We start from the raw sequence: 12,963 nt of genomic DNA, 5'->3' as shown, positions 1-12,963 counted from the left end.
CCCGCCGCGGACCGCGGGCCACCGGAGGTCGTCCGGTGGCCCGCGATCACGCCGCGCCGGCCTTCACCTGCCTTTCGTGCAGTACGGCGGGTGTGCCGAGGGTTACTTCGTGGACTTCAGGCCGAGGTTGACGAAGTCGTAGACGCCGCTGTAGCCGTCCGACGTGTAGACGTTCGCCAGGTTGTCACCGCGCCAGTTGATGAACTTCTCGAAGACGAAGGGCAGGTAGTACGCGCCGTCCATGACCTTGTGGTTGATGTCCGTGGCGATCTTGGTCTTGCCCGCGTCGTCCAGCGTGGTGACGTAGTTGTTGAACAGGCCGTCGATCGCCTTGTCCTTGATCAGCGCGTAGTTGGAGTTACCGCTGTCCAGGATGTACTTGCTGTTCCACAGCGGCAGACCGAAGCCCTGGACCGACGGGAAGTCGGCACCCCAGCCCATGATGATGATGCCGTAGCCCTTCTTCTTCACGTTGGCGGGGCTACCGATGATGCCGGTGGTCTGCGAACCGTCGTACTGGTCGATCTCGGCGGTGATGCCGATCTTCTTCAGGGACGCCTGCAGGGACTGGGCGGTGGCCACCTCGACCGGCTTGTTGTTGCGGACGGCGATGGTGGTCTTGAAGCCGTTCGGCTTGCCGCAGGCCTTCAGCGCTTCCTTGGCCTTGGCGACGTTGCCGTTCTTGTTGGCACCGGCGAGCTCGTACGGGTCGTACTTCTGGCCCTCGGCACCCGGGACGGACGGCGGGAGCATGTTGGTGCCGATGTCACCACCGGCGACCGGGCCACCACGGGCGGTCTGCAGCGACACGTGGTCGGCGCCCAGGATCACGGCCTTGCGGCAGTCGACGTTGTTGAACGGCGCGACGCTCTGCGGGAAGACCGCGTAGCGGATGTAGCCGGAGACCGGGTTGTCCAGGTTGGCCTTGTGCTGCTTCAGGGCGGTGGTACGGCCCTGCGGCGACATGCCGGTCTGGTTGATGTCGAGGTCCAGGTCACCGTTGATCAGACGCTGGTCGAGCTGGTTGGCGTCCGAGAAGAACGTGATGGTGATCTTGTCCGGGTACGCCTTGCGGATCGGGTCCGAGGCCTGCTTCCACTGGTCGTTGCGGACCAGGGTCAGGTCCTTGCCCGGGCTGTACGACTCGAACTTGTACGGGCCGGAGGAGAACGGGTGCAGACCGTACTTGGACTTGGTGTCCTTGTCCTGGCGGACCGGGGACGCGGAGACCAGGGCCAGCATCTCCTCGAAGTCCGAGTTGGCCTGCGGCAGCTTGAAGACGATGGTCTTGTCGTCCGGCGTCTGGATGGCCTTCAGACCGAGCTTGTCCTTGGACGTGTCCTTGTAGGGGCCCTTGTACTCGCCCTTCGGGTCGAGCACGTCCTTCAGGTAGACCGGACCGCCGGACAGCACGTCCTGCGCCCAGACGCGCTCGATGCCGTACTTGATGTCCTTGGAGGTGATCGGCTTGCCGTCCTCCCACGTCGCGCCGTCACGCAGCGTGTACGTGTAGGTCTTGCCGCCGTCGGTGACCTTGGCGAGCCCGGTGGCGAGGTCCGGGGTCAGCTGGGCGCCTTCCTTGCCCGGCGCCGGCTTGTTCGTGACGAGCTGGCGGCTGTAGTAGCGCGCGAAGTTCCACATGAAGCCGTAGTAGCCACGCGTGGTGTCCCACGAGTCGGCGTCCTGGGCGCCACCGAACCTCAGCGTGCCCCCCTTCTTCGCCAGCGAGGCCTGGGCGACCTTGTTGTTCGCGGCGTCGAAGCCGGCGGCACCGGTCGTCGAGCCCTTGTCGCCGTCCTTGCCGTCGCCGCCGCCGCACGCCGCCGTGGTCAGCAGCGCGGCGACCACCGCGGCAGCGGCCATGGCCTGCTTGCGCCGCCCTGAGGTGCGTTGGGTAGTCACGATCTCGGATCCTCCGAATTTGATGAGAGACCCCGTGTTATGGCCACGGGAAACTTGGAGTACGGCAGTTCAGCGGGAGGCCTTCGGGTCCAGCGCGTCCCGCACGCCGTCGCCGAAGAGGTTGAAGGCAAGAACGGTGATGAAGATCGCCACACCGGGGACCACCATGTACATGGGGTCCGACTCGTAGTAGTCGATCGCGCTCGAAAGCATCTGCCCCCAGGAGGACGTGGGCGGCTTGACGCCCACGCCCAGGAAGCTGAGTGCCGCCTCGGTGAGGATGTTGGTCGGGATCATCATCGTCGTGTACACGATGATCGGCGCGACGAGGTTCGGCAGCAGTTCCTTGAACAGGATGTAGAACTGCCCGGCGCCCAGCGATCGGGCGGCTTCGACGTACTCGCGCTCACGCATCGAGAGGGTCTGGCCGCGCACCACGCGTCCGATGTAGGGCCAGCCGAAGAAACCGATGACCAGGATCATCACGAACACGCGCACGTTGGAGCCGGTCAGGCCCAGCATGTTGCTCGGCATGACGGAGACCAGGGCGATGGTGAACAGCAGCTGCGGGAAGGCCAGCAGACCGTCCATCACGCGGCTGATGAGGGAGTCGACCCAGCCGCCGAAGAAGCCGGCCAGGATGCCCAGGACGGTACCGAGGACGACGGCGACCACCGCGGACAGGAAACCGACCAGGAGCGAGATCCGGGCGCCGTAGAGGGTCCGGGCGAAGATGTCGCGGCCGTTGACCGGCTCCACGCCCAGGAGGTGGTCGCCGCTGATGCCGCCGAGGGAACCCTTGGGGGTACCGAAGAGCGGGTCGATCAGACTCTCGTGGTAGGCGTCGGGATCCTGGCCGAGCAGGTTCGTGATCACCGGGGCGAGCAGCGCGAGCAGGATGAGGGCGAGCACCACGATGCCGCCGGTCAGGGCGAGCTTGTCACGCTTGAGGCGCTCCCAGGCGATCCGACCCAGGGAACGTCCCTGTACGGCCTTCGCGTCCGCGCTGGCTGCAGCCGCTTCCTCGGCAGCACTCGGGGCCGCCTCAGCGGTCGGCTCGTGCAATGGTGCCGTCATCTGGCAGGGACCCCTCTCAACCGGCGGTGGCCGGCCCGCGCTCGCCGCTGTAGCGGCATGAATCAGTCCGTCGTACACAGGGGCGAACAAACCCCTGGTGCGGGAGTCTTCAACGGTTCTGCGATCAGTTGCCAGACTTGACGGTGAATGGATGCGTAAACGTGATGCATCTTGAGGTGTTCCGTTATCCGGACAGTGGGTAACGCTAGTCGAACGGGGGGCAGTTGGGGCCAGGGGGGATCCCTGGCCCACGCCCAGCCGTCTCACAGTGTGGACGGCCCGTTCCTCGGCATTCCGACCTCGCGAGAATCAGTTTCGGACAGGGCCCCCGGCCGTCCCACCGCACGAGAAACGGGACCTCGCACACCGGCGGGTCCCGCTTCGCTGTCGTGCGCCCCTCAGTACGTCCCTCGGGCCGGCGGGTAGCCGTAGCCGCCCGCCGTGGGAGCCTGGACCGGGGCCGCGTGGGCCTCACGGTCGTAGAACGGGCGGGCGTGGGCGCGCAGCCACATCGCGACCGGGTCGTGCTCGTCGGACATCGCGACGGTCGACACGGGCAGCCCGTCCGGGACGGCGACGACGGACTGCTGCATCATCGCGCGCACCGAGTCGACGGCGGGCGGCGAGGTGTCGTACACGTCCAGGCCGATCGCCAGGTACGGCGCGCCGAGCGCGGGCTGGACCCAGGCGCGGCGCAGCGAGCGCACGGCGGGGGTGCGGTGCGCGTTCTGCGTGAGCAGGGCGTAGAACTGCGGGATGTCGATGGCCGGTTCGCCCAGCCTCAGCGGTCCCGAGGGCTGGCGCTCCAGGCCGGTGGCGATACGGCGCAGATCCAGCCAGGGGATGCCGACGCCGCCGCCCGGCGCGTGCGGGTTCAGCCAGAGGCCGTAGTGGTCCGGGTAGAGGGTGCGGGCCACGTCGAGGCCGTCGACCACCTCGTACGAACGGTTCCAGCCACTGGCCGACAGCTCCTGGGCGGAGGTGACGCAGGGCGCGTAGCCGTAGCCGTCCACCTCCATGTTTCCGTACTGAGCGTCGGGCGAACCGGCCTGGCCGTGCCAGAGCAGCATCCAGACCTGGCCGGACGACGGGGTCGCCAGCGCGCGAAGGAGCGCCTCGTAGGCGTCGTAACGCCCGGGCGTCACCTGGCGCAGCATGTGCTCGACGTGCCCGGCCGCGGCCGTGCCGCTCGCGCTCACCTTGTTACCGCCCCTCCGTACAACACCTAGACCGAGCTATGAAACCAGCTTAAGTGGCTGCGCCGACAGCCGTGCGCCCAAGGGCTCGGGGCCTACTGCCGTCCGGCAGGTGCGGCTCCGTCCGTGGCTTGTCGCGCCCACGCGGCGGAGCCGCATATCGACACAGCCCCGCGCCCCTTTCAGGGGCGCTTCTCAGTAGCCCTGCTGGTAGAAGGGCCGGACCTTTTCCCTCATCCACTCGGCCACCGGGTCCTGGGTCACGTCCAGGAGCACCAGGTTGACCGGCCACTTGACCGCGACCTTGCCCAGGGCCCGGCCCAGCGCGTCCATGGGGAGGGTGCGGAGGTCGCCCTCCCACTGGGACAGTTCCACGCCGACGAACATGACCGGGTCGTCCGTTTCGATGGCGGCGAGGCAGCGGCGCGCGGTGAGCACGACGCCGGTCGCCGCGAACTCGGCGGACGCGGCGGCGAGGAAGTCCACCGGGTCCTCCTGCCAGTCGGGTTCGAAGAGGCGGACGCGGCCGCCGCCGGCGGGTCCGTCCAGCGGGGTGCGCCCCGCCCGGCACAGCTCGGCCACCGCCTGCGGCGGCAGCGGCACACCGACCACGCCCTCCGGGTTGACCACGATGCCGGCCTGCGCGGGCAGGCCGCGGGCGAACTCGACGGCGGGCGCGACCGTGTACGACATGTGGTTGCCGACGACCCGGCGGAACTGCTCCTCCGAGCTGAACACCGGGACGTACACCTGGCCCTCGATCTCCAGCGTGGGCAGGTCGAGGGAGTCGCTGTCCGGGCCGCCACCGTTCGGCAGCGGCACCCACACGAAGCTGCGTCCGAGGACCTCCACGATCCTGTCGGCGGCCGAGGGCACGCCCAGGGAGGCGGAGAGCACCTCCTCCAGTTCGTTGCCCGGCCATCCGCCGTGCGGATGGGGGTGCGTCTGTGTGGGGAAGTCCGCGGGAAGGTCCGCCGGGAAGTCCATCTGCCTACCGCCTGCTGAGAACCGCTGGTGTGGCTGAAAGGCTACTGGGTGTACGGGGTTGAGCGGGTCGGCCCCGGCCCCGCACAGGGACGAACGGTCCGTCCCGGCCCCCGCACGGGAAGGAGCCGTCAGTCCGTGAAATCGATCCTGTGCAGCACGTCGGCCGCGTCCCGGTCCAGCAGGACCGCCGAGCCGCAGCCCTCCGGCATCTCGCCCCGCTCGATGGAGCGCAACAGCCGGCGGGTGGCCCGGCGGTGCCTCAGGAACGCGTACCGCGACACGCCGCGGCCGCGCTCCCGCTGGCCCGCCAGGGCCGTGTCCGGGGTGACGTCGAGCAGGAGCAGGTGGAGCGTGCCGCCGCGGCGGCGGGCCTCCCGGGCCAGCCAGCCGCGCACCCAGGCCTGCGTACCGCAGTCGTGCACGACGACGCCGGCGCCGGCCCGCAGTGCGCGGCGCAGTCCGGCGTAGTGGGCGAGGCGGACCAGCGGGCGGTAGAGCGCGTACGGCAGGAAGCGGGCCAGGCGCGTGTCCCAGCGGTCGCGGGTGTCCTGGGAGTCGATCCGGGCGCCGCGCACGGTGCGCCGCATGAGCGTGGACTTGCCGCTGCCGGGCAGACCGGTGAGCACGACGAGATCGCCGGCGCCGAAGGTGAGCCCGTGCGGGCTGCGGCCCGCGCGGGCCCGCAGATCGCGCACCACGGCCGCCCCCAGCGGTCGGCAGGTCTGCCGGCTCCGGGCTCCGGGCTGCTTGGGCACCGCGATGCCCGACGTCGTCGCGTACGCCGTGGTCCTGTTCACCGTGATCGTCCTCCCCTGGGGGTCAGGAAGTCCCATCCCCGTCGAGCGTAAAGAGAAGGTAATGCGCGGTGTCTCGTGTTTGTGTTCTCGTACAGCCACAAGCCGGTTACAGATTGCGGCCTGCCCAGGATCGTCCGATGCGTGCAATGATGTGCGCGCCAACTGCATACCGGCCGCTTGAATCCGCGCGGGAGAGTCCCGGGTGCGTACGTATGTGCGTACGCCCGGGCGCCGAAGGAGCAAGTCCCTCCCTTGAATCTCTCAGGCCCCGTACCGCGCGGGCGAGGCACATCTGAAAAGCGAGCCGCTTGCCAGTGGCTCCACCCAAGGTGCAAGCCGTGACGACCCGCCGCGGTCGGTCATGGCGAACCTCTCAGGTTCCGATGACAGATGGGGAGGAACGACCTCGCCCGTCCTGTCTTGGGAGCACAACCGATGAGCAGTAGCCCCCTGCGCCACACCGCGCTCGATGCCCTGCATCGTTCGCTCGGCGCGACGATGACCGACTTCGCCGGCTGGGACATGCCGCTGCGGTACGGCTCCGAGCGCGACGAGCACGTCGCCGTCCGTACGAAGGCGGGTCTCTTCGACCTCTCCCACATGGGCGAGATCACCGTGACCGGGCCCGAGGCGGACCGGTTCCTCAACTACGCGCTCGTCGGCAACATCGCCTCCGTCGGCGTCGGCCGCGCCCGCTACACCATGATCTGCCAGGAGGACGGCGGCATCCTCGACGACCTGATCGTGTACCGGCTCGGGGAGCAGGAGTACATGGTCGTCGCGAACGCCTCCAACGCCCAGGTGGTGCTGGACGCGCTCACCGCGCGCACGGAGGGCTTCGACGTCGAGGTGCGCGACGACCGGGACGCGTACGCGCTGATCGCGGTCCAGGGCCCCGAGGCCCCCGGCATCCTGAAGTCCCTCACCGACGCCGACCTGGACGGCCTGAAGTACTACGCCGGTCTGCCCGGCACGGTCGCGGGCGTCCCGGCGCTGATCGCGCGCACCGGCTACACGGGGGAGGACGGCTTCGAACTGTTCGTGGCCCCGTCCGACGCCGAGAAGCTGTGGCAGGCGCTGACCGAGGCGGGCGCGCCCGTCGGTCTCGTTCCCTGCGGCCTCTCCTGCCGGGACACGCTGCGCCTGGAGGCGGGCATGCCGCTGTACGGGCATGAGCTCAGCACGTCCCTGACTCCTTTCGACGCCGGGCTCGGCCGGGTTGTGAAGTTCGAGAAGGAGGGCGACTTCGTGGGGCGCGCGGCGCTCCAGGAGGCCGCTTCCCGGGCCGAGGCGAACCCGCCGCGCGTCCTCGTCGGCCTCATCGCCGAGGGACGGCGCGTCCCGCGGGCCGGATACGCGGTCGTCTCCGGCGGCGAGGTGATCGGCGAGGTCACCTCCGGTGCCCCCTCCCCCACGCTGGGCAAGCCGATCGCGATGGCGTACGTCGACGCCGCGCACGCCGCGCCGGGCACCTCCGGGGTCGGCGTGGACATCCGGGGCAGCCACGAGCCGTACGAGGTCGTGGCGCTGCCGTTCTACAAGCGCCAGAAGTAGAGACTGGGCGCGGGCCGGACGTGGCACCGCACCCGTCCGCCCTGCTCACAAGCGTCTCAAGCAGTCCCCCATTCATCACCACTCCCCCGCGTACAGGAGAATTCAGGCCATGAGCAACCCCCAGCAGCTGCGCTACAGCAAGGAGCACGAGTGGCTGTCGGACGCCGAGGACGGCGTGTCGACGGTCGGCATCACGGAGCACGCGTCCAACGCGCTCGGCGATGTCGTGTTCGTCCAGCTCCCGGAGGTCGGTGACACGGTGACCGCGGGCGAGACCTGCGGTGAGCTGGAGTCGACCAAGTCGGTGAGCGACCTCTACTCCCCGGTCACCGGCGAGGTCACCGAGATCAACGAGGACGTGGTGAACGACCCGTCGCTGGTCAACTCCGCCCCCTTCGAGGGCGGCTGGCTGTTCAAGGTACGCGTCACGGAGGAGCCGGCCGACCTGCTCTCCGCCGACGAGTACGACGCCCACATCGCCGGCTGAGGAGTCACGGCACCCCATGTCGCTTCTGAACACGCCCCTGCACGAGCTCGACCCGGATGTCGCCGCCGCGGTCGACGCCGAGCTGCACCGTCAGCAGTCCACCCTCGAAATGATCGCCTCGGAGAACTTCGCTCCGGTCGCGGTCATGGAGGCCCAGGGCTCGGTCCTCACCAACAAGTACGCCGAGGGCTACCCGGGCCGCCGCTACTACGGCGGCTGTGAGCACGTCGACGTGGTCGAGCAGATCGCCATCGACCGCATCAAGGAGCTCTTCGGCGCCGAGCACGCCAACGTGCAGCCGCACTCGGGCGCGCAGGCCAACGCGGCCGCGATGTTCGCGCTGCTCCAGCCCGGCGACACGATCATGGGTCTGAACCTCGCGCACGGCGGGCACCTGACCCACGGCATGAAGATCAACTTCTCCGGCAAGCTCTACAACGTGGTCGCGTACCACGTGGGCGACGACGGCACCGTCGACATGGCCGAGGTGGAGCGCCTGGCCAAGGAGTCGAAGCCGAAGCTGATCGTGGCGGGCTGGTCGGCCTACCCGCGTCAGCTGGACTTCGCCGCGTTCCGCCGGATCGCGGACGAGGTCGGCGCCTACCTCATGGTCGACATGGCGCACTTCGCCGGTCTGGTGGCGGCGGGCCTGCACCCGAACCCGGTCCCGCACGCCCACGTGGTCACCACCACGACCCACAAGACGCTGGGCGGCCCGCGCGGCGGCGTGATCCTGTCGACGGCCGAGCTGGCCAAGAAGATCAACTCGGCGGTCTTCCCGGGTCAGCAGGGCGGTCCGCTGGAGCACGTGATCGCGGCCAAGGCGGTCGCCTTCAAGGTCGCGGCCTCGGAGGACTTCAAGGAGCGGCAGCGCCGGACGCTGGAAGGCGCCAAGATCCTCGCCGAGCGTCTGGTGAAGGACGACGTCAAGGCGGTCGGCGTGGACGTCCTGTCCGGCGGCACGGACGTGCACCTCGTCCTGGTCGACCTCCGCAACTCCGAGCTGGACGGTCAGCAGGCCGAGGACCGCCTCCACGAGGTCGGCATCACGGTCAACCGCAACGCGATCCCGAACGACCCGCGCCCGCCGATGGTCACCTCGGGCCTGCGCATCGGTACGCCCGCCCTGGCGACCCGCGGCTTCACGGCCGAGGACTTCGCCGAGGTCGCGGACGTCATCGCTCAGGCACTGAAGCCGTCCTACGACGCGGAGGCCCTCAAGGCCCGGGTGAAGACCCTGGCCGACAAGCACCCGCTGTACCCGGGTCTGACCAAGTAAGTCCCGTCGGGCACCGCGCACACTGGAGGGAAGTCACCGGTGTGCGCGGCGCCCACACCCCCTGCACCACCCCTGCACCACCCCTGTATTGAGGAGTCACCGTGGCCATCTCGGTCTTCGACCTGTTCTCGATCGGCATCGGCCCGTCCAGCTCCCATACGGTCGGCCCGATGCGCGCGGCACGTATGTTCGCCCGCCGGCTGCGCAACGAGGAGTTGCTGGAGCCGGTCGCGTCCATACGAGCCGAGCTGTACGGCTCCCTCGGCGCCACCGGCCACGGCCACGGCACGCCCAAGGCGGTACTGCTCGGCCTTGAGGGCGCCTCGCCGCGCACGGTGGACGTGGAGACGGCCGACGAGCGGGTGGAGGCCATCAAGGCCTCGGGCCGCATCCAGCTCCTCGGCGAGCACGAGATCGCGTTCTCCTTCGACGACGATCTGATCCTGCACCGGCGCGAGACGCTCCCGTACCACGCGAACGGCATGACGCTGTGGGCGTACGACGCCTCGGGCGCCGAGCTGCTGTCGAAGACGTACTACTCGGTGGGCGGCGGCTTCGTCGTCGACGAGGACGCGGTGGGCGCCGACCGCATCAAGCTCGACGACACGGTGCTCAAGTACCCCTTCCGTACGGGCGACGAGCTGCTGCGGCTGACGAAGGAGACGGGCCTGTCGATCTCCTCGCTGATGCTGGAGAACGAGCGGGCCTGGCGGACGGAGGAGGAGATCCGTGAGGGCCTGCTGGAGATCTGGCGGGTGATGCAGGCGTGTGTGTCGCGCGGCATGTCCCGCGAGGGCATCCTGCCGGGCGGCCTGAAGGTGCGCCGCCGCGCCGCCGTCACCGCGCGCCAGCTGCGCGCCGAGGGTGACCCGGTCTCCCGCGCGATGGAGTGGATCACGCTCTACGCGATGGCGGTGAACGAGGAGAACGCGGCGGGCGGCCGCGTGGTCACGGCCCCGACGAACGGCGCCGCGGGCATCATCCCGGCGGTCCTCCACTACTACGTCAACTTCGTGCCCGGCGCGGACGAGGACGGGGTCGTACGCTTCCTGCTCGCCGCGGGCGCGATCGGCATGCTCTTCAAGGAGAACGCGTCCATCTCCGGCGCGGAGGTCGGCTGCCAGGGCGAGGTCGGCTCGGCCTGCTCGATGGCGGCGGGCGCGCTGGCGGAGGTGCTGGGCGGCACGCCCGAACAGGTCGAGAACGCGGCCGAGATCGGCATGGAGCACAACCTCGGCCTGACCTGCGACCCGGTCGGCGGCCTGGTGCAGATCCCGTGCATCGAGCGCAACGGCATGGCGGCGGTCAAGGCGGTCACGGCGGCCCGCATGGCGATGCGCGGCGACGGCACCCACAAGGTCTCCCTCGACAAGGTCATCAAGACCATGAAGGAGACCGGCGCGGACATGAGCGTGAAGTACAAGGAGACGGCCCGGGGCGGGCTCGCGGTGAACATTATCGAGTGCTAGGGAAACAGGCCCTGCCCAGCGCGTTCGCGTCTTTCAGCACGGTCAGGGCCGTCCCTGCTCACGCGGCGGAAAGTCCATGTTCTTACGACCGGATGCTGCGGGACGCGACCGGCATGCCCGTCCCCATCGCCGAACGCGCCGACATCTGCACCGCCCAGGGCCTCGGCGCTATGCTGGAGGACAAGATCGCGTCCTGACGCTCCACGAGGAACCTCGATGAGCGCGAATCCGACGTACGTGGCAGTCATCTCCGACAGCCCACTCCTCCGGCACGGCCTCTCGGACGTCATCGACGGTGCGCCGGACCTCGAACGGGTGACCTCCGTCGAGCGCGTCGGCGTCCATTGCGAGGCGGGCGACGCGGATGTCGTCCTGCTCGGTCTGCAGGCCTCCGTACGGGACATCCTCGGTCTCATCTCCCGGTTGCACCAGGAGGGACACAGGGTCGTCGTGGTGTCCCACTCGAAAGCGCAGACCGACCTCGTCCTGTGCATCGAAGCGGGCGCGCGCGGTTATCTGAGCCAATACATCGCGGAGAAGGAACTCCTTACAGCGGTCCGCACCGTGGCCGCCGGTCGCAGCTATTTCTCCACCGACTTCAACAATCAAGGTCCGCAAGAGACCCCTCCCCACATCACGGACCGGGAGAGAGAGATCCTGCAACTCGTCGCGACCGGCGCCACCGACCGTAAAGTCGCCTCCAAGCTGAACATCAGCGAGCACACGGTCCACTCGCACCTCGACCGCCTGCGCAGCAAGACGGGCGTCCGCCGCAGGGCCGACCTCACCCGGCTGGCACTGCAGCGAGGAGTCGCAGGTGAGCCTTGGGAGGAGGGGTAGTTCTACCCACACGGTCGGTTGTTCTACCTCTTGATCCGGAAGCCCTCACGGACTGACGCTGAGATCGGACCCGTGGGGACACCCCCGATTGGTCGGAGCCCTCATGGGGCGGCTCCTGTTTTGCTTCGACCCTTGGGGTGAGGAAATGAAGAAGAGGCGCTTCCGCAGGGTGGGGGTCGCAGCGACGATTCCCTCGTGCTTGGCGGCCGCCGCATTGGGGTTCTCGGCATCTCACGCCGTCGCTGCACCGCAGACACCTACATCACGACCCGCCGCTCTCTGCTATCACATCCCCCGTCCACCCTGGAGCACCTGCCCCAAGGTCTTGGTGGCAGTCGGCGCCGCCCCCAGGGTGATCACCAGGATCATCCCCACGTTCGCCCCCACGTCCGTCCCTCAGACCGTTGCCACCGGCTCCCCCGCCGCTGCCGGCCGCACCACCACCATCGCCATCGGCGGCACCACCATCGCGAACGGCACGGGCTCGACCGCCACCGGAGGCACCACCCTGGCAAACGGCATCGCCTCCACCGCCAACGGAGGCCTCACCGCCGCCAACGGCCTCGCCTCCACCGCCAACGGAGGCCTCACCGCCGCCAACGGCCTCGCCTCCACCGCCAACGGAGGCCTCACCGCCGCCAACGGCACACTCTCCACCGCCAACGGCGGCACCACCATCGCCAACGGCACACTCTCCACCGCCACCGGAGGCACCACCCTGGCAAACGGCATCGCCTCCACCGCCAACGGAGGCCTCACCGCCGCCAACGGCCTCGCCTCCACCGCCAACGGAGGCCTCACCGCCGCCAACGGCACACTCTCCACCGCCAACGGCGGCACCACCATCGCCAACGGCACACTCTCCACCGCCACCGGAGGCACCACCCTGGCAAACGGCATCGCCTCCACCGCCAACGGAGGCCTCACCGCCGCCAACGGCCTCGCCTCCACCGCCAACGGAGGCCTCACCGCCGCCAACGGCACACTCTCCACCGCCAACGGCGGCACCACCATCGCCAACGGCACACTCTCCACCGCCACCGGAGGCACCACCCTGGCAAACGGCCTCGCCTCCACCGCCAACGGAGGCCTCACCGCCGCCAACGGCCTCGCCTCCACCGCCAACGGAGGCCTCACCGCCGCCAACGGCCTCGCCTCCACCGCCAACGGAGGAACCACCACCGCAAGCGACCTGAGCACGGGCGCCTTCGCCGACCAGGGCACCGGCTTCACCGGGTCCACCGACCAGGGCACCGGCTTCGCCGACCAGGGCACCGGCTTCGCCGACCAGGGCGCCGACTTCACCGGATCCGACATGAGCGGCTTCGGGTGAGGCACCAAGTCAGCGACCAGGCCCGCCGCGCACCGCATCCGA

The 12,963-nt window shown here is 69.3% G+C and carries 11 protein-coding genes, 1 pseudogene and 2 riboswitches; of the genes and pseudogenes, 7 read left to right on the top strand and 5 right to left on the bottom strand.

What is annotated here, in order from left to right:
- Positions 1 to 102 precede the first annotated feature (102 nt).
- From Q2K21_RS07430 to Q2K21_RS07410, 5 genes are all read right to left on the bottom strand, one after another.
- Positions 103 to 1,902 carry an ABC transporter substrate-binding protein gene (locus Q2K21_RS07430; protein WP_310767310.1) on the bottom strand — a complete coding sequence of 600 codons (1,800 nt, stop codon included), beginning with the start codon at positions 1,900 to 1,902 and terminating at the stop codon, positions 103 to 105.
- A gap of 69 nt (positions 1,903 to 1,971) precedes the next feature.
- Positions 1,972 to 2,979 (bottom strand): ABC transporter permease, encoded by a 1,008-nt coding sequence (locus Q2K21_RS07425; protein ID WP_310767307.1) that lies wholly within the window; start codon positions 2,977 to 2,979, stop codon positions 1,972 to 1,974.
- Between the two features lie 398 nt (positions 2,980 to 3,377).
- Entirely contained in the window at positions 3,378 to 4,178 is an 801-nt protein-coding gene (locus Q2K21_RS07420; protein ID WP_310767304.1) for an enhanced serine sensitivity protein SseB C-terminal domain-containing protein, read from the bottom strand.
- A gap of 192 nt (positions 4,179 to 4,370) precedes the next feature.
- Complete coding sequence (locus tag Q2K21_RS07415) at positions 4,371 to 5,162, bottom strand: enhanced serine sensitivity protein SseB (protein ID WP_310767302.1); 792 nt, start codon at positions 5,160 to 5,162, stop codon at positions 4,371 to 4,373.
- A gap of 128 nt (positions 5,163 to 5,290) precedes the next feature.
- Positions 5,291 to 5,959, bottom strand: a complete 669-nt coding sequence (locus tag Q2K21_RS07410; RefSeq protein WP_310767300.1) for an AAA family ATPase — start codon at positions 5,957 to 5,959, stop codon at positions 5,291 to 5,293.
- A gap of 178 nt (positions 5,960 to 6,137) precedes the next feature.
- Positions 6,138 to 6,245, top strand: a riboswitch (glycine riboswitch).
- A riboswitch (glycine riboswitch) is annotated at positions 6,246 to 6,359 on the top strand.
- 35 nt (positions 6,360 to 6,394) lie between these two features.
- Between Q2K21_RS07410 and gcvT the strand changes: the two genes are divergently transcribed.
- The 7 genes and pseudogenes from gcvT to Q2K21_RS07375 all read left to right on the top strand — a co-directional run bounded on the left by gcvT (position 6,395) and on the right by Q2K21_RS07375 (position 12,921).
- Complete coding sequence (gcvT, locus tag Q2K21_RS07405; protein WP_310767298.1) at positions 6,395 to 7,513, top strand: glycine cleavage system aminomethyltransferase GcvT; 1,119 nt, start codon at positions 6,395 to 6,397, stop codon at positions 7,511 to 7,513.
- A gap of 109 nt (positions 7,514 to 7,622) precedes the next feature.
- Entirely contained in the window at positions 7,623 to 8,000 is a 378-nt protein-coding gene (gcvH, locus tag Q2K21_RS07400) for a glycine cleavage system protein GcvH (RefSeq protein ID WP_310767296.1), read from the top strand.
- Between the two features lie 16 nt (positions 8,001 to 8,016).
- Positions 8,017 to 9,279 carry a serine hydroxymethyltransferase gene (gene glyA / locus Q2K21_RS07395; RefSeq protein WP_310767293.1) on the top strand — a complete coding sequence of 421 codons (1,263 nt, stop codon included), beginning with the start codon at positions 8,017 to 8,019 and terminating at the stop codon, positions 9,277 to 9,279.
- A 101-nt stretch (positions 9,280 to 9,380) separates the two neighbouring features.
- Positions 9,381 to 10,748: an L-serine ammonia-lyase gene (locus tag Q2K21_RS07390; protein ID WP_310767290.1), complete on the top strand. Its 1,368-nt coding sequence runs from the start codon at positions 9,381 to 9,383 to the stop codon at positions 10,746 to 10,748.
- Positions 10,749 to 10,834: 86 nt separating this feature from the next.
- Positions 10,835 to 10,945 (top strand): annotated as a pseudogene (locus Q2K21_RS07385) (rod shape-determining protein); the annotation flags it as partial.
- Between the two features lie 19 nt (positions 10,946 to 10,964).
- Entirely contained in the window at positions 10,965 to 11,588 is a 624-nt protein-coding gene (locus Q2K21_RS07380; protein WP_310767287.1) for a response regulator transcription factor, read from the top strand.
- 328 nt (positions 11,589 to 11,916) lie between these two features.
- Positions 11,917 to 12,921 (top strand): beta strand repeat-containing protein, encoded by a 1,005-nt coding sequence (locus Q2K21_RS07375; protein WP_310767284.1) that lies wholly within the window; start codon positions 11,917 to 11,919, stop codon positions 12,919 to 12,921.
- The last annotated feature ends 42 nt before the right edge of the window (positions 12,922 to 12,963 follow it).

The sequence above is a fragment of the Streptomyces sp. CGMCC 4.7035 genome (assembly GCF_031583065.1).
GTDB classification, from domain to species: Bacteria; Actinomycetota; Actinomycetes; order Streptomycetales; family Streptomycetaceae; genus Streptomyces; species Streptomyces yaanensis.
This window is presented reverse-complemented; position numbering and strand designations above follow the sequence as displayed.